The sequence below is a fragment of the Undibacterium sp. Di24W genome, from assembly GCF_049340325.1.
Lineage (GTDB): Bacteria > Pseudomonadota > Gammaproteobacteria > Burkholderiales > Burkholderiaceae_D > Undibacterium.
On sequence record NZ_JBMPOP010000002.1, the window covers coordinates 356,480 to 373,175 of the forward strand.

General features: G+C 45.1%; 14 protein-coding genes. 6 read left to right on the plus strand and 8 right to left on the minus strand.

Annotation, left to right across the window (positions count from 1 at the left end; genetic code table 11):
- Nucleotides 1–52 precede the first annotated feature (52 nt).
- Nucleotides 53–550 (minus strand): hypothetical protein, encoded by a 498-nt coding sequence (locus ACO0KZ_RS05055; RefSeq protein ID WP_422993388.1) that lies wholly within the window; start codon nt 548–550, stop codon nt 53–55.
- 536 nt (nt 551–1,086) lie between these two features.
- Here ACO0KZ_RS05055 and putP point away from each other — a divergent pair.
- Entirely contained in the window at nt 1,087–2,565 is a 1,479-nt protein-coding gene (gene putP, locus ACO0KZ_RS05060; protein ID WP_422993390.1) for a sodium/proline symporter PutP, read from the plus strand.
- A gap of 143 nt (nt 2,566–2,708) precedes the next feature.
- Here putP and ACO0KZ_RS05065 read toward each other — a convergent pair whose 3' ends face one another.
- The 5 genes from ACO0KZ_RS05065 to ACO0KZ_RS05085 form a co-directional block, all read right to left on the minus strand.
- Nucleotides 2,709–3,239 (minus strand): SRPBCC family protein, encoded by a 531-nt coding sequence (locus ACO0KZ_RS05065; protein WP_422993392.1) that lies wholly within the window; start codon nt 3,237–3,239, stop codon nt 2,709–2,711.
- Nucleotides 3,240–3,285: 46 nt separating this feature from the next.
- Complete coding sequence (gene glpK, locus ACO0KZ_RS05070) at nt 3,286–4,761, minus strand: glycerol kinase GlpK (RefSeq protein ID WP_422993394.1); 1,476 nt, start codon at nt 4,759–4,761, stop codon at nt 3,286–3,288.
- A 25-nt stretch (nt 4,762–4,786) separates the two neighbouring features.
- Entirely contained in the window at nt 4,787–5,320 is a 534-nt protein-coding gene (locus ACO0KZ_RS05075; RefSeq protein ID WP_422993396.1) for a YgjP-like metallopeptidase domain-containing protein, read from the minus strand.
- Nucleotides 5,321–5,326: 6 nt separating this feature from the next.
- Nucleotides 5,327–6,193, minus strand: coding sequence for an FKBP-type peptidyl-prolyl cis-trans isomerase (locus ACO0KZ_RS05080; RefSeq protein WP_422993398.1), 867 nt, complete (start codon nt 6,191–6,193; stop codon nt 5,327–5,329).
- A gap of 61 nt (nt 6,194–6,254) precedes the next feature.
- A complete protein-coding gene (locus ACO0KZ_RS05085; protein WP_422993400.1) occupies nt 6,255–6,509 on the minus strand; it encodes a hypothetical protein in 255 nt (84 codons plus the stop codon).
- A gap of 134 nt (nt 6,510–6,643) precedes the next feature.
- Here ACO0KZ_RS05085 and ACO0KZ_RS05090 point away from each other — a divergent pair, with 134 nt between their 5' ends.
- Nucleotides 6,644–8,137, plus strand: coding sequence for a CoA-acylating methylmalonate-semialdehyde dehydrogenase (locus ACO0KZ_RS05090; RefSeq protein WP_422993402.1), 1,494 nt, complete (start codon nt 6,644–6,646; stop codon nt 8,135–8,137).
- Between the two features lie 61 nt (nt 8,138–8,198).
- Here ACO0KZ_RS05090 and ACO0KZ_RS05095 read toward each other — a convergent pair whose 3' ends face one another.
- Nucleotides 8,199–8,930, minus strand: a complete 732-nt coding sequence (locus tag ACO0KZ_RS05095) for a chitinase (protein ID WP_422993404.1) — start codon at nt 8,928–8,930, stop codon at nt 8,199–8,201.
- A gap of 168 nt (nt 8,931–9,098) precedes the next feature.
- Nucleotides 9,099–11,993, minus strand: coding sequence for a TonB-dependent receptor domain-containing protein (locus tag ACO0KZ_RS05100; RefSeq protein WP_422993406.1), 2,895 nt, complete (start codon nt 11,991–11,993; stop codon nt 9,099–9,101).
- Between the two features lie 410 nt (nt 11,994–12,403).
- On the opposite strand from ACO0KZ_RS05100, the gene ACO0KZ_RS05105 reads away from it, so the two are divergent.
- The 4 genes from ACO0KZ_RS05105 to rsmG all read left to right on the plus strand — a co-directional run bounded on the left by ACO0KZ_RS05105 (nt 12,404) and on the right by rsmG (nt 16,673).
- A complete protein-coding gene (locus tag ACO0KZ_RS05105; protein ID WP_422993408.1) occupies nt 12,404–13,165 on the plus strand; it encodes a TSUP family transporter in 762 nt (253 codons plus the stop codon).
- A 38-nt stretch (nt 13,166–13,203) separates the two neighbouring features.
- A complete protein-coding gene (locus ACO0KZ_RS05110) occupies nt 13,204–13,851 on the plus strand; it encodes a hypothetical protein (RefSeq protein ID WP_422993410.1) in 648 nt (215 codons plus the stop codon).
- A gap of 203 nt (nt 13,852–14,054) precedes the next feature.
- Nucleotides 14,055–16,013 (plus strand): tRNA uridine-5-carboxymethylaminomethyl(34) synthesis enzyme MnmG, encoded by a 1,959-nt coding sequence (gene mnmG / locus ACO0KZ_RS05115; protein WP_422993412.1) that lies wholly within the window; start codon nt 14,055–14,057, stop codon nt 16,011–16,013.
- 3 nt (nt 16,014–16,016) lie between these two features.
- Complete coding sequence (gene rsmG / locus ACO0KZ_RS05120; protein ID WP_422993414.1) at nt 16,017–16,673, plus strand: 16S rRNA (guanine(527)-N(7))-methyltransferase RsmG; 657 nt, start codon at nt 16,017–16,019, stop codon at nt 16,671–16,673.
- Nucleotides 16,674–16,696: the final 23 nt, after the last annotated feature.

The window sequence follows — 16,696 nt, forward strand, 5'->3', positions numbered from 1 at the left end:
TGAGTTTGAATTTTTGTTGATTTGTGTTTATGAACTAGCTTTTTTAATGGCTTTATAGCTGGCCACAGGTTACTGGAAGTGGTGGTGGCGATAATTCTAGTTTTTCTCCAGCTTTGGGATGTCGTACGCAGTAAGTGCCGTAAGGTGTTTTGACTTTACTTACTGGTCTACCATCGTAGGCAAACTTCTTTTCGATAATCACGCCTTCTCTTTGAACTTGGGCTGCATCGGATAAGGCATTCGAAAATTTTTTCATATTTTCAGTGCTGCTTTTACTGTCAGGCCGGAAGTTTTTTTCTTGTTTTAGAAAATCCTCCTTTAAACCCAGACTCAATTCACGAATATCTTTTTGTATGGTCAAAGGCGCCACTTGAATTTCAGCTTGTGAAATGGATTCTTGTGTTTGATTGGTGACAGTGATTGATTTTGATTTTTCGCTATTTTTTTTGCTAGCGAGTTGTATTGTTAATCTAGGTTTGATTGCTTGAATTGTTTTTTGTTTGCTGACTTCGAAGCCTAAATTTTGTTGTGATAAAGAGAGAAGAAGCAAGATTTTATCGGTATTTGTTGCGGGATAGGAAGGAAGAAGCCTATTTTTCCATTGCAAAATTATGGCCACGTGAACTAGCAGAACAAGAATAAAAAGTATGCGTCGATCAAATCGATTTTTCTGCATAGCGCCTTTTTGCAAAGTGAAAAATATTGAGTAGTCGTTAGCTGCAAATTATTAACAATTCGAGTGTTTTTTTTATTTGAGTATAGTTGATTAGGTAAGCAGAAAGTGGCAAAGAAATATTCACGCTAATTACACCTACAAAATAAGCAGATACTTTTTCACGAATTTTAAAAACAATCGTCGCTAATTTTGGAGCTCTGTAAGCGTTTATATTTACTTGAATTTTTACGTCAAAAAGTAAGGAACTGCCAAATAGAATTCTAGTCTTAGTATTCAGGCAATGCCAAGGTTTTCTGTTCTTGTTAGATTAACAGGCTTGAGCGATACTGCGTTCTTGCTTACCCCTGTCGTTTAAAAAATGATCATAAGCATTCTAAATAATTACACTAAAAAAGAAAGGCAGCACGGAGATGGATTTTAGTAACCCTACCAGTATCACCTTCATCATTTATATACTTGCAATGATAGGCATAGGATTTGCCGCATGGCGTTTTACCAATAATTTGTCAGATTATATTTTGGGTGGGCGTAGTTTGGGTGCCTTTGTTACCGCGATGAGTGCGGGCGCCTCGGATATGAGTGGTTGGCTGTTAATGGGCTTGCCAGGGGCATTATATTTTTCTGGTGTATCCGAAAGTTGGATTGCGATTGGTTTGACTTTAGGTGCCTGGTTTAACTGGCATTTGGTAGCAGGGCGTCTGCGTGTGTATACTGAGTTGACGAATAATGCTTTAACTTTGCCCGACTATTTTACGCATCGGTTTGAAGACACCAGTAAGTTATTGAGGATTATTTCTGCACTGGTCATTTTGGTCTTTTTTACGATTTATTGTGCTTCAGGTATGGTGGCAGGTGCGCGCTTGTTCCAGCAAACTTTTGGCATGAGCTATGAAGTTTCGTTGTGGGCTGGAGCGGCAGCAACGATTATTTATGTGTTTATTGGTGGCTTTTTGGCGGTTAGTTGGACTGATACCGTGCAAGCAACTTTGATGATTTTTGCTTTGTTATTAGCGCCAGTCATGGTGATCATGCATGTCGGTGGTTTCAGTGAAGCGATTACGGTGATTCAAAATATCAATCCTAAATATACGGATCTGTTCAGTGGTACCTCGTTCATCGGCATCATCTCTTTATTGGCTTGGGGTTTAGGTTATATGGGACAGCCGCATATTTTGGCGCGTTTTATGGCGGCTGAAAGTTTTGCGACGATTAAGAATGCGCGTCGTATCGGTATGACGTGGATGATCTTGTGTTTGGGTGGTGCAATTGCAGTAGGTTTCTTCGGTATCGCTTATTTTGCGATGCATCCTGATCAGGCTGGTGCTGTGACTGCGAATAAAGAAACTGTGTTCATCTCTTTGTCACAAATTTTGTTTAATCCATGGATAGCCGGTATTTTGTTGTCAGCCATTTTGGCAGCGGTGATGAGTACTTTGTCTTGTCAGTTATTGGTTTGCTCATCGGCTTTGACCGAAGATTTTTATAAACCTTTTTTCCGCCCGAATGCCTCGCAAAAAGAATTGGTCTGGTTTGGCCGTATGATGGTTTTGGTGATTGCGGTGATCTCTATCGCAATAGCATCAAATCCTACCAGCAGCGTGTTGGGATTAGTCAGTAACGCTTGGGCTGGTTTTGGCGCTGCTTTCGGACCAGTAGTATTGTTGTCTTTGATCTGGCCTAATATGAATCGTAACGGCGCTTTGGCAGGTATGTTTGTCGGTGCGTTGACAGTATTGGTGTGGGGCGAGTTTAAATGGCTAGGCTTGTATGAATTGGTACCAGGATTTTTCTTTGCTTGTTTGGCGGTGGTAATAGGTAGCAAGTTGGGTACGCCTGCTTCTGAGAAAATGAAGGCGGCGTTTGCTACCATGCGTCAGCAGTCGCAGTAAGTAATTAAAGTCAGGAATTAGTAGGATAGGAAAGACACACTCTACTTTTTCTATTTAAGTATTAAGTATAAAAAAGCGAGGGAAGAAGAATTTCTTCCCTCGCTTTTTTTTATTTTTAGTTATGTTTGCTTATTTGATGGAGCTTAATTTTTTTCAGCAACTAGTTTTAGATTTTTTAAGCCGCTATCAAAATCTGGCCCGACCATTTTGTCCATAAATGGGGCAAATAATTTCATCATGAAATTACCCTCGCTAGTGCCCGTCATGGTCCAGGTGACTTTTGTTGATGTGCCATCCGATTCTAAACTCAAGTTACCTGTAGAAGGTTTGCCCATATCTTCAAAATACAATTCATAGTGGATGACTTGATTGGTGGTGACTTTAGTAAATTTCATGCCACCATTACCTTCACTTTTACTCTTCCAATCCCAGGCCGCACCGGCACCTGTTTCTGGTCCTGAAAACAGCATTTCCATGTTGGGGTCACGTTGATTCCAGACTGACCATTTTTTCCATTCTTTTGGCGTCGCAATTAAAGGATAAATTTTTTCTGGAGAAGTATTAATTTTGATGCTGCGGATTACACCATATTGATTGGGCATCATATAGGCAGCAGCAATCAAAATTAAAATGACAGCGGCCAAGCCTATCAACAACCGTTTTAGTAGACGCATGATGTTTTTCCTCTTTAAAATTGAACAAATTATCGTGTTGTAATTTCTAAAATTGGCGTAAGCCTTGTACGGTTTTCTTCCAGTTTTGCATTAAATTGTGTGCAGAGTCGCGCGTGATACTGGGCAGAAAACTTTGCTGCTGTTTCCACAACATACTACATTCCTCTAGATCAGCATAGACGCCTATCTGTAATCCCGCCAGGTAAGCGCTGCCTAAGGCTGTGGTTTCTAAAATGTCGGGACGGATGACGGGGATGCCTAGTAAGTCGGCTTGAAATTGTAGCAAAGTGTTGTTTGATGCAGCGCCGCCGTCGACACGTAATTCGCTGATGGTCGTATGGCTGTCGTTTTGCATCGCGAACAGTAGCTCGGCGCTTTGGAAGGCGATCGCTTCGATGGCCGCTCGGGCGATATGAGCAGCTTGAGTGCCTCGATGTATGCCTAAGATGGCACCTTTGACGTGCGGATCCCAATAGGGCGCGCCAAGTCCAGCAAATGCGGGCACAAAGATCACACCGTCGCTATCTGGTACGCTATTCGCCAGTGCTTCAATATCGCTAGCTGAGCTAAACAGATGTAATTGATCACGCAACCATTGCACTACAGCGCCGCCAATGAAGACGCTGCCTTCCAGAGCGTATTGAGGTCTATGATCGATCTGGCAAGCCGCCGTATTGATCAGGCCATGTTGTGACTGACTACACAGATCGGCTGTTTGTAGCAACATGAAGCAACCTGTGCCATAGGTATTTTTTGCCATACCAGACTTAAAACAGGCTTGACCAAAGAGTGCGGATTGCTGATCACCGGCGATGCCAGCGATGGGTATTGTCGATCCAAACAGATGGCAATCGCCAAAATGATGACTGGAGGGATGAACCTCAGGCAAGATTGCTGCGGGAATATTGAATAAGGTGAGCAAGTCCTCGTCCCAGCGATTCTGATGAATATTCCACAGCATGGTACGCGAGGCATTGGTGACGTCACTGACATGTAATTTGTGTTCGCTGAGCTGCCATGCGAGCCAGGAATCTATCGTGCCAAACGCCAATTCACCCTGTTGTGCTCTATTTCTCGCATCTGGAACATGGTCAAGTATCCAGGCGATTTTGGTCGCGGAAAAATAGGGGTCAAGTACCAGTCCGGTTTTTTCTTGTATGGTTTTGTTGTGACCCTGCGCACGTAAGGCATCGCAATGAGCGCTAGTGCGACGGTCTTGCCAGACGATGGCCGGACAAATTGGATAGCCGTTCTTTTTGTCCCAAACCACGGTGGTTTCACGCTGATTGGTGATACCGATGGCGGCGATTTTTTGGGTATTTATGCCGCTTTTTTCTAGGACTTGCTTGATGGTGGAAAGCTGGCTGTGCCAGATCTCCATCGCATCATGTTCGACCCAACCCGATTGTGGAAAGTATTGCGGGAACTCCTGCTGTGCACTGGCAATAATTTGACCTGCACGATTAAAAATAATTGAGCGTGAACTGGAAGTGCCTTGATCGAGTGCCAGTAAACAGGTCATGCTGCTCTCCAGATTTTGCGTACTGCTAGATATTTTGACTCCAGACTTCACCACCATGCACTTCAATTTGAGTCAGATACAAGCGACAATCAAGTTCGTATTGATGATACTCGGGTTCTATATAGGTGCAAAGTTGATAGAAAGCCTTATTGTGTTCTTTTTCTTTCAGGTGTGCTAACTCATGCACAGTGATCATCTTAAGAAATTCTTCAGGCACATATTTAAATAGACTGGCTATCCGGATTTCATTCTTGGTCTTGAGTTTACTGCCTTGCACTCGTGATACATAGGTGTGTGTGCCTAAAGCATTCTTGATGACGTGCAGCTTATTGTCATACAAAACCTTACTGATCTGATCACCGTTTCTTAGTGTTTCATTTTTCAAATCTTGGACATATTGGTACAGCGCTTTATCGGTGCGGATATCATGGACTTGTGGATATTTTTTGCGTAGATGTTGCGCCAGTTTTTCGCTTTCAAGCAGCTGCCTGACCTGAGCTTGTAAATGCTCAGGATAGGCAGTGAGATATTTCAGCGCGCTTGTTTTGGTGTCCGTCAAAATGATTTATTTTACTTTTAGCAGTTCAACTTCAAAAATCAAATCTGAATTGGCAGGGATCAAACCGTTGCCAACTTCACGAGTACCATAAGCGAGCGCAGCTGGGATGATCAAGGTGCGTTTGCCGCCGATTTTCATACCTTGCACGCCGAGATCCCAACCGCGAATCACTTCGCCACCATTGATAGTGAAACTGAACGCGTCACGTTTGCGTGAGCTGTCAAATTCTTTACCTTTTTCGCCTTTGGCTTTCGGGTCACGTAACCAGCCGGTGTAATGAACTGTGACTTGTTTGCCACTAATGGCTTCTGTGCCTTTACCGAGTTTATTATCAATTTTTTTGACTTCTGGCATATTAATCACATCCAGTAACTCAATATCAAATACCAGATCGGCGTCAGGTGGAATTACGCCTTTGCCTGCTCCGCGGGAGCCGTAGCCTAATTGTGAAGGAATAATCAAGGTGCGCTTACCACCGACTTTCATACCTTGTACACCTTGTTCCCAACCTTTGATGACTCGGCCTTCACCTAGATTAAAACTAAATGGACCACGACCAATCGAGCTGTCGAAACCTTTACCGTGTTGCTGTTCAGCTTGGGTATCACGTAGCCAACCGCTGTAATGTACGACCACGGTTTTACCAATGACTGCTTCGGCACCGCTACCAACGACAGTGTCGATTTTTTCTAATACAGGAGCGACGGTTGTTACTGGCGCGATTGGTGCAACAGCTTCCTGATTTGTTGCTGCGGCGCTTGCCGCCGTGCTGGTCGTTGCTTTTTCTTGTGTAGTTTTTTGTTCTTGGGCGAACGCTGTGCTTAGGCAAAAATTACCCGCAATTGCTAGGGTTATGATCAGACTTGATTTCATAAATGAGCTTTCCTTGATTGAGGTTGTTGTCGGTTTTTGTATTTCCGTTTGAGCTTGAATGTTATCGCTTCAATTTTGCTTCGAAAGCGATGTCGAGCTTGCTGGCTTTACGTGGAGCTTCTTTTTGTACGCTATTGACGAAGCGCACAAAGTCATCGATGTCTAATGCTGTACAGAGTTGTTCTTGCGATTCAGGGTCATGCCCTAGTACCAGATAAAAATGCCCACTGCCTGTGCTCACCATAGAATAGGGCGCATTATTACTGCGTTGCTTTAAGCGCAGTACGGCATTACTTGCTTTGGTTGAACGTGCCATGGTGTCCTTACTATATTGATGGAGCGCGAGCTATTGTATTTGGTGTCGATATTTAGTTTGGTAAATCGTCTCGAAACTTAATCTCCGACATGATAATCTAGACGCTGGATTTGGAGAATACCAGAAGGATAAGCATGACAGTGATCTCGCATTATATGAACGGCAGTTTGGTGGCGTCGAATAGTGGACGTCAACAGCCCGTATTTAACCCCGCTAGCGGCGTGCAAAGCGCTACTGTGGCACTTGCCAGTGTTGATGAGGTAGACCGGGCTGTAGGGTTCGCGCTAGCGGCTTGGCCGGCCTGGAGTGAGACACCACCCTTGCGACGTGCGCGGGTGATGTTTAAGTTTAAGGCGCTGCTGGAACAACATCAGGAACAATTGGCTGCCATTATTACGCGTGAGCATGGCAAGATTTTTTCGGACGCGATGGGAGAGGTGACGCGCGGTATCGAGGTGGTGGAGTTTGCCTGCGGTTTACCGCAATTACTGAAGACTCAGTTTTCAGACAATATTGGTGGTGGTATCGATCAATGGAGTATCCGTCAACCTTTGGGGGTTTGTGTCGGTATTACCCCATTTAATTTTCCCTTCATGGTACCGATGTGGATGGCACCGTTGGCAATCGCGACCGGAAATACCTTTATTTTGAAACCGTCCGAACGCGATCCTTCGGCTTCTTTGTTGATTGCAGATTTGTTTAGAAAAGCTGGTTTGCCGGACGGTGTTTTCAATGTACTGCAAGGCGATAAAGTAGCGGTAGATTGCTTGTTGGCACATCCGGATGTTGCAGCAATTTCTTTCGTTGGCTCAACCCCGATTGCTGAAACGATTTATGCAGAAGCGACACGGCGTGGCAAACGCGTGCAGGCATTGGGTGGTGCTAAGAATCACTTGGTCGTGATGCCTGATGCTGATTTGGAGCAGGCGGTAGATGCATTGATAGGAGCGGCATACGGTTCGGCGGGTGAGCGTTGCATGGCGATTTCTGTTGCTGTGGCGGTAGGTGCAATTGCCGATCAATTGGTAGAAAAATTAGTGCCACGAGTGCGTGCATTGAAGATTCGTGACGGCATGGATGCGGAAGCGGAAATGGGGCCGGTGGTCTCAGCTGCGCATAAAGCGAAGATAGAAAGTATGATCGCCGCCGGTGTCAACGAGGGTGCGCAATTACTGGTCGATGGACGTGGTTTGCAAGTGGTGGGACATGAGCACGGTTTCTTCTTAGGCGGCTCTTTGTTTGATCACGTGCAGGAAGGTATGCAGATCCATCGCGAAGAAATTTTTGGCCCGGTATTGTGCGTGGTGCGGGTGCCGGATTTCGCATCGGCTTTGGCGCTGATTAATCGTCATGAGTTTGGCAATGGTGTTTCACTATTCACTGCGGATGGAAATACCGCTCGTGAATTTTCACGGCGTGTGCAGGTGGGCATGGTCGGCATTAATGTACCGATTCCAGTACCGATGGCATGGCACTCATTCGGCGGCTGGAAACGTTCTTTGTTTGGTGATATGCACGCCTATGGCGAAGAGGGAATTCGCTTCTATACCCGCTATAAATCAGTTATGCAGCGATGGCCAGATAGCATAGCGAAGGGTGCGGAATTTACCATGCCGGTTGCGAAGTGAATGGTGAACGGTAGGGGCATTGTACACACGGCGAACCCTACCGATTGTCTGCTATTGACGGTCAGCAGGCTTTGTATTTACCCGGGTCTACACCGAGCATCGTCGTAATTTTCAAATAATTTTGTATGCGCATTTGCTGTTGTTTATAGCCTATGTTGTCACTAGGCTTGGAACATTCCAAATCCCCGTTAATACTGCGTACGGTTTCTCCAAAACCCAGATTTTGTTTGAGCGCGACATGGCTAGGCAATGGTCCAGAACCTTTGATTTCCATCCAATACCACAAGGCAGTTTTCCAGGCGACGGTGGGATTGCGTGCCACCATATCTGGATCATTCAGCAAATCCAAATTCAGTGCTTTGCCCGCTAGGGCATAATTGAAATTCCAGCTCAGTTGAATTGGACCTCGTCCAAAATACTGTTTTCCTTTTGCACAAGGGACTCCATTTTTATCATTGCAATAGTGGTCATGTGTGCTGGTATCGACTTCGGTAATTGCCTGTAGCTCATGTGACTCATGCATGATGTTGGCAAGGAATGCAGCGACTTCACGTTTGTTTTCTGCTTCGTTTCCAAAGTTACCAAATTCAGGATAGGCCTGAATGGCTTCGACCAAACCTGCATAGGTGTAAAAAGAAATACGTCTCGGGAATAGGGACTCAAATTGGGCTTCAGTGATCATAAAGCCGGATTGATTTGTTGTTTGGTTCGTTGTTGTGGTGCAGGCGCTGAAACAAAGCGTGAGGAACATCGTCGTTGCAAATGCAGCGGTGATATAGGTTATTTTTTTCATGTGCTTCCTTTTATCTCTATGAGCTAAATTGTGACGTCATTTAGCTTAAACAAAGTAAAGATCGAAAGCAAAGAAGTGGTATTGAATCAGACAAAATAATATAAAAAAAATGGCGAACCGAAGTTCGCCATTTTGAAGTTTAAGTACTGAGCTTAAGTACTAAGCAGATTAGAACTTGATTGTCGCACCTACACTGAAATAACGACCAACTGCATCGTAGTATTGTGGGAAGGTGTTACCGCTGTTAGTACCAGTGGAACCAATAGTGGAACCAACGATAGGTGGCGTTTTATTCGCAGCATTGTTGATACTAATGTTGAAGCGAATATTTTTGTTGAAGTTCCAAACAGCACTCAGATCAACGTAGTCAAATGCATCAATTTTTGCATAAGCAGGTAAGAAGTTAGTGCCACCTGGTTCCTCGATTACACCGCTAACATGACGCCAGTTGTAGCCAAATACGAATTCACCAAACGTCCATGCAGTACGTTGTGTAAATTTGTTTTTGTAAGTTGGGCCACCGCAAGCAACAGAGTAGTAACCTAAGCAGTCACGATCGATAGACGCTGGTGTTGGTTGTGCATGATATGACGTTGTTTTGTTCAAATCGAAGCCTAAATCCAAGCGACCATATTTTGAGTCCAGGCCCAAAGTAGTCATTGGAACTTGGTATTTCACGCTCAAGTCGTAACCGGCAGTGCTTTGTGTACCTAAGTTAGATGAACCTGTGATCACACCTTTGGAATCTACGCCATTGAAACTACCATTCGCCGCGCTACGACCAATCAATGCGCAAGACGCATTTAAAGTGTAACCAGGGTTAAACTTTGGTGAGTAGCAACCATCAAGAACGTCGGTAGTTGTAGGAGAAGAAATTGCCTTAGTAATATCGATTTTGTAGTAATCGAGACTAATCGCCAATTTTGGTAATGGTTCAATCACAAAACCGATAGTTTTGGTTTTCGCTTCTTCAGGGCCTAGGTTAGGGTTGCCACCTGTTTGACGATTGATTTGACCAGCCGATGGTTTATCGAGTGAGCCAATGACGCTAGTTGGAACGCCAGTTAAACGGCACAGGTTCGATAAGGTACCAGCTGTATTTGCTTGTCCAGCGTTGATCAAATCTAATTGGCATGGATCGGTTGCCAAGTTGCTTAAGCCTGTTACCGCTGGCGCAAACAATTCATTCACGTTAGGTGCGCGTGTCGCTTTTTGGACCATACCGCGGAAGCGCAGCATTTGTACAGGTGTCCATTCGCCACCGTATTTGTAGCTGCCGTAATCTTGAGACTTTTTAGCTGTCGCAAAGTTGGTTTGACGATAGCCAATTTCAGCATTTAAAGAACGAATGAATGGTAAGTCTTTGATCAAAGGAATCGCAGCTTCAACTGCGTATTCTTTCAATTTGAAACTACCTGTACGATCTGGTGTTGGAGCACCAGTGCCGAGCACTTCACCTTGTATCTGAGATACTGCATCAGATCTTGTATAAGCGGTCAACTTACGCTGTTCAGCACTGACGGATACGCTGATAGGATCTTTCGCCCATGGACTCTTGATGTTGCCCAAGTCACCGGAAGTTGATATCGCACCTACGTCTTGCTCAACACCTTGTAACAGAATTGCGCTTTGGTTGATGTAAGCAACTTGTTCAGGCGTGATAGAACCGGCAGCACCCCACACGTTTAAAGGTACGCAACCGTTGGATGCATCAACGCATTTGCCAACTGCGACGGAATTGAGCGCTTGCTTAACTTTGGATAATGAACCCCAGTTTTTACGAATTTGCGTTTGATCTGCTGTGCCACGGCTCCAGTAAGCATCGTAGTTCCAAGAACCAGCGATTTCACCTTTAGTACCGATAGTGTATTGCAGTGTCTTGTTATCGAAATCGTTGAAACGTGGACCCATTTCAGTGATACGGCGACCGATCGTCAAAGGTACGATGGTTGTGTTACCAACAACGCAATCAGCTGCAGCGATACCGCGACGTTGACACAATTGATCACGTGCTGCTGCTGGGATGAAAGGATTGCCAATTGGCACATTGAAGGTATTGTTGAAGGTGCCTGATTCAGCCAATGTGGACGCCACTTTGCTGGCTGTGTAGAACAATTCACCGTAGACTTCAAAATTATCGTTGATTTTGTAGTTAGCCAATGAAGTGGCTTGAGAACGATCTAAGCCCGTAACGTAATAGTTCAACGGGTTAAAATTGTATAGGCTGACCGGTTGTACCAATTTTCCTGTTGCAGGGTCGATTTGCCATGCGCCAGCTAAAGTGTCAGTACCGCCAGTACCTTTTACTGTCGACATTGCGGCAGGTACTGTCGTTCCAGAACCATCTGGTGCACCAGAAATAGAATTGAGCGCACTCTTACCATAGGCACGTGTACCTTGTGTTAGCGGATCAGTTTTAGTGCGACCCAAGCTCAATACGACGTTACCACGGCCTTCATCTAAGCTTGCACCCATAGTTACATCGGTGCGATTGCGCTTAGCATCGGACTTGCTAGTCGAACCGTAGGAGGTATTAACTTCGAAACCTTGGAAGTTCTTTTTCAAATTAAAGTTGGCGACACCAGAGACCGCGTCTGCACCGTACACTACGGAAGCACCACCAGTAACTAAGTCTACACGGCTCAATAAGGCGATAGGAATCGAGTTGGTATCGACCGTGCCACCTAAGTCGTAAGGTACCAGACGACGACCATTAACCAGAACTAGAGTACGGTTGGAACCTAAACCACGCAAGTCAATGGTTGCCGCACCACCCGTACCATTGTTGGTACCTGGGCCGATAGCTGGAACAGCCGCTGGCAAACCTTTAAAAAATTCTTCAACCGCCACTGGTTGGGCAGATTTGATTTCTTCCGCTGAGATGGAACCAATAGGGCTATTGGATGTCGTACCAGGAGAAGTGATACGGGTACCTGTAACAACCACGGTTTCCATTTTCTTTTCTTGTGCCACGGCAGGCAGAGCCATGACGCCCATGCTTGCTACTACACTACCTGTGAACATCAGTCGCAAGGAACGCGACAGGATTTTTTCTACAATCATTTAATACTCCTCGTGTGGGGTAAACACTATTGGGGATCAAGCTGGGATTAAGCCTGACACTTTTTGCTACTTCCCTCTTTGGTGGCAATTCTTTAGCACATCTTTATATATGTGTCTTTGATTTTTCGCATACCTGCATTTATTTATGCAGGCGTAATGAGACCATCTTCTGGTATGGCATGTCAATCAAACTTGTGTCTCTGTTTTCACCAAACAACAGTTGTTTTTTTACTTGATTTAATCCGTGTTTCCTGATTGCATATGTCTATGAAGTATCCTTACTGCGTACTTGTTTGTTGATACTTCTTTATTCAATAAATCTTAGTTTGAGATGCATTTTAGCGACATAAGTGAGTGCGAATTTGAATGGCTACTCGCAGTGTGTTTTTTTACAATTGATTGGGATGTGTGTGGGTGATTATGTTTTATTAGCTGTGGCCGCATTCTTTGCTGGCTTTGTAGATGCTGTTGTGGGCGGTGGTGGGTTGATCCAGTTACCCGCGCTCTTTACCGTATTTCCGTCGACAGTCCCTGCTAGTCTGTTGGGCACGAGTAAGTTGGCTGGTGTTTGGGGTACTTCTGTAGCAGCCATGAATTATGTCCGCACTGTGCAGTTGAAATGGCGCGTTATTTTACCAGCTGCCTTAATGGCCTTCTTTCTCTCGTTTGCTGGTGCGGTTACGGTGACGCATATTCCGCCTACTTATTTACGGAAAGCTTTGCCATTTATTTTGGCGATGATTGCTGTGTACACTTTTTGGAAGAAGGATTTGGGTAGCTGCTTCCGCCCTTTGTATAGCGGTAGCAAAGAGTTGTATATGGCTATGCTGGTTGGAGCTGTGATTGGATTCTATGATGGATTCTTTGGCCCCGGTACGGGTAGTTTTTTCATCTTTATTTTTGTACGTATCTTCGGTTATGACTTCCTTCATGCCTCGGCCTCGGCTAAAGTGTTGAATGTTGCATGCAATGTCGCCGCCCTTATCTGGTTTGGTTTTAGTGGTCATGTGATTTGGATGTTGGGCTTGGCAATGGCGGTATGCGGGGTTGTTGGTTCTATTGCCGGTACTCATTTGGCGATTAAGCACGGGAGTGGTTTCGTGAGGTCTCTGTTTTTGGTAGTTGTTTCAGCTTTGGTGCTTAAGACTACTTATGATGCATTCTTAAAATAGTATATGTTTCACGTGAAACAAATTTAAGTGAGAATATTTTGGGTCAAATTTTGGATCAGATAAGCGGTAAGTTATTTAGGCGAACCGAATTGGGTAATGCTGAGGTTAGAGAGCGAGCGTTAAAGTTAAATAAATTTGAGCAAACCTTATTGATTTCCGTCGACGGCGAAACCAGTGTGGTGGAACTTAGTAAGTTATTTCAATCGACCGAGATTTCGGATTTTGACGCGGCTATACGCAATCTGCAAAAGAATGTGTTGATTGAGGTGGTGCCAGACCAGGCTGCCGATAGATCGTTGAATGCAGATCTTTTGCGTTCAAGTATTGAAGATTTTGATTCAGAGAATTTCTTTTCTGGCTCACTTCGACCTATGCAAACAGGTTCTGGTTTGGTTGTCGATACGCATGCGAACAAAATGAAATCGGTAAACCTGAAGAAGCGTGATTTTTCAGTGCATGAGTCGTTTGAGCTTTCGCTTGGATTGGATGATGAGGATAAGGATAAAAAGACGAAACGTTTGAAGAAGAAGCTGGTGCAAGTCTTTCCTGAGCCAGAGAAAGTCAAAAAGCGCAAACGCTCTAGGCGTAAAGTTGAGGTGGTGCCTGAAAGTAAGTGGAAATTGCGGGTTTATATTGGCTTGATAGCGGGTGGTGTTTTGTTGGCTTTATTTTCGCTATTCTATTAGTCGATCAGTGTTTCACGTGAAACAGTTTTCTTGGGTTTTGTGTGGGTCGGGTTGTGATATCCCTATATTATTTGTAAATTGTTCGGAAATTGATCAAATTTCGAGTTTGAATAGGATATTCTTGGGTCGAAAAGCAACTATAATCGTGCCTCGTATTGGTTTTACTCTATCGTCACCAAGCAATTCCTCCTTGAGCTATCCACATGTTCTATCCAAATGAATTCGATGTCATCGTCGTCGGCGGCGGTCATGCCGGTACAGAAGCTGCCTTGGCTTCCGCACGCATGGGCCAAAAAACGCTATTGTTGACCCATAATATTGAGACCTTAGGTCAGATGTCTTGCAATCCATCGATAGGGGGAATTGGCAAAGGACATTTGGTTAAAGAAGTTGATGCCATGGGTGGTGCAATGGCAATTGCGACGGATGAGGCGGGCATACAATTCCGTATTTTAAATTCGTCTAAAGGGCCTGCGGTGCGTGCAACCCGTGCGCAAGCTGACCGGATTTTGTATAAGCAAGCGATCCGTAGCCGTCTTGAAAATCAAGAAAACCTCTGGATATTCCAGCAAGCAGTCGATGATTTGATGGTTGAGGGCGATCGAGTCGTAGGTGCTGTGACGCAAGTTGGTTTGAAATTTAAGGCGCGAGCGGTCGTGTTAACTGCTGGAACTTTTCTAGATGGGAAGATTCATGTTGGCCTGAATAGCTATTCAGCAGGTCGTGCCGGTGACCCTCCCGCGATATCTTTGTCCAGTCGTTTGAAGGAGTTGGCGCTGCCACAAGGGCGTTTGAAGACGGGCACGCCGCCGCGTATTGATGGTCGCAGTATTGATTTTTCCCAGATGGAAGAGCAACCGGGCGATCTCGATTCACTTCCTGTGTTCTCGGTCATGGGTAATGCTGCTATGCATCCGCGTCAAGTTCCATGCTGGATTACGCATACCAATGCCAAAACACATGACATTATCCGTGCTGGCTTAGACCGTAGTCCTATGTACACTGGCGTGATCGAGGGGGTTGGTCCGCGTTATTGTCCATCAATTGAAGACAAGATTCATCGTTTTTCCGGCAAGGATTCGCACCAGATTTTCTTGGAGCCAGAAGGCTTGACGACGAATGAATTCTATCCAAATGGTATCTCAACCAGCTTGCCATTTGACGTGCAATTGGAGTTGGTGCGTTCTATGCGCGGTATGGAAAACGCCTATATTTTGCGTCCTGGCTATGCGATTGAATATGATTATTTTGATCCGCGTGGATTGAAGACATCCTTGGAAACACGTTCCATCCAAGGTTTATTCTTCGCTGGACAGATCAATGGCACAACAGGATACGAAGAAGCTGCAGCCCAAGGCATGCTGGCCGGTCTGAATGCCGCATTGCAAACGCAGGGCAAAGAGGCCTGGGTGCCGCGTCGCGATGAAGCTTATCTTGGTGTATTAGTGGATGACCTAGTAACGAAAGGTGTGCAAGAACCCTATCGCATGTTCACCAGTCGTGCCGAATTTCGACTCAGTTTGCGTGAAGATAATGCCGATATGCGTCTGACGGAAATTGGTCGTAAGCTTGGTTGCGTGAGCGATAAGCAATGGCAAATGTTCGAAGAAAAGCGTGAAGCGGTTTCACGTGAAATGGAAAGGCTGAAGTCAACTTGGGTCAACCCACGCATCGTTGACGATGCCGAAGCCGAGCGTGTCGTCGGTAAAGCATTGGAGCGTGAATATTCATTGGCTGATTTATTGCGCCGTCCGCAGGTTACTTATGATCATTTGATGACACTCAAAGGCAAAGAAGGACAGTCTTTAGCGGGCGAAAATGTTACCGATCCAGCCGTCAAAGAACAGATAGAAATTCAAATCAAATATTCCGGTTATATCGGACGTCAGGCCAAAGAGGTCGAACGTCAGGCGCATTATGAGAATTTGAAGATGCCCAAAGACTTTGATTATCTCGAAGTAAACGGTCTTTCAATCGAAGTGAAGCAAAAATTGAATGCGCAAAAACCAGAAACTTTAGGGCAGTGTGGTCGGATCTCGGGCGTGACGCCCGCGGCCTTGTCTTTGTTGTTGGTGCATCTGAAAAAGCGTGGCTTTAAAGGTTTTGCCAATGCAGCGCCTGCCAATGATGAAGAATTGAATGCCAAAGTGGTAGGTGAATAAACTATGAGTCGTTTTGATAAAGAAGCTCTCGGGAGCGAGCTTAGAGACGGTATTGCCTCTTTAGGTTTGCCATTAAATGAAGATCAAGTCGAAAAGATGCTGGCTTACTTGGCTTTATTGATCAAGTGGAATTCGGTCTACAACTTGACTTCCATCCGCGATCCGCATGATATGGTTAAACAGCATTTGCTCGACTCTTTGTCGGCGGTGCATGCATTTACCCAAGCCAAGAATATTCTTGACGTAGGTTCTGGCGGTGGTTTGCCAGGCATAGTTTTGGCGATTGTTTTCCCAACGGCTTCTGTGACGATGATTGATATCGTCAATAAGAAGACCGCTTTCCTGACGCAAGTAAAAGCTGAGCTCAAACTAAAAAACGTCACGGTACATACCGGGCGTGTCGAGCTTTTGAAGGTTGAGCATAAGTTCGACGTCATTACTTCGCGTGCTTTTTCCGAACTCAATAACTTCATCAACTGGTCGCATCATTTGCTGGTCGAGGATGGTCGTTTCCTTGCGATGAAGGGCATGTCGCCAACGCAGGAAATTGATCGTCTTCCTGATGGTTGGGAAGTTGAAAGTATTGAACCTTTGCAAGTGCCAGGTTTGGATGTTGAAAGACATCTGGTGCATGTGAAGAAACTCGCTTCAGCAAATTAAGTTACACGTGAAACAGCAGTTCC

Coding starts and splice junctions, on each gene's coding strand:
- ACO0KZ_RS05100 (WP_422993406.1), bottom strand. CDS start 11,993: ATGATTGTAGAAAAAATCCTGTCGCGTTCCTTGCGACTGATGTTCACA.
- glpK (WP_422993394.1), bottom strand. CDS start 4,761: ATGACCTGTTTACTGGCACTCGATCAAGGCACTTCCAGTTCACGCTCA.
- rsmG (WP_422993414.1), top strand. CDS start 16,017: ATGAGTCGTTTTGATAAAGAAGCTCTCGGGAGCGAGCTTAGAGACGGT.
- ACO0KZ_RS05085 (WP_422993400.1), bottom strand. CDS start 6,509: ATGGCACGTTCAACCAAAGCAAGTAATGCCGTACTGCGCTTAAAGCAA.
- ACO0KZ_RS05080 (WP_422993398.1), bottom strand. CDS start 6,193: ATGAAATCAAGTCTGATCATAACCCTAGCAATTGCGGGTAATTTTTGC.
- ACO0KZ_RS05095 (WP_422993404.1), bottom strand. CDS start 8,930: ATGAAAAAAATAACCTATATCACCGCTGCATTTGCAACGACGATGTTC.
- ACO0KZ_RS05065 (WP_422993392.1), bottom strand. CDS start 3,239: ATGCGTCTACTAAAACGGTTGTTGATAGGCTTGGCCGCTGTCATTTTA.
- putP (WP_422993390.1), top strand. CDS start 1,087: ATGGATTTTAGTAACCCTACCAGTATCACCTTCATCATTTATATACTT.
- ACO0KZ_RS05090 (WP_422993402.1), top strand. CDS start 6,644: ATGACAGTGATCTCGCATTATATGAACGGCAGTTTGGTGGCGTCGAAT.
- mnmG (WP_422993412.1), top strand. CDS start 14,055: ATGTTCTATCCAAATGAATTCGATGTCATCGTCGTCGGCGGCGGTCAT.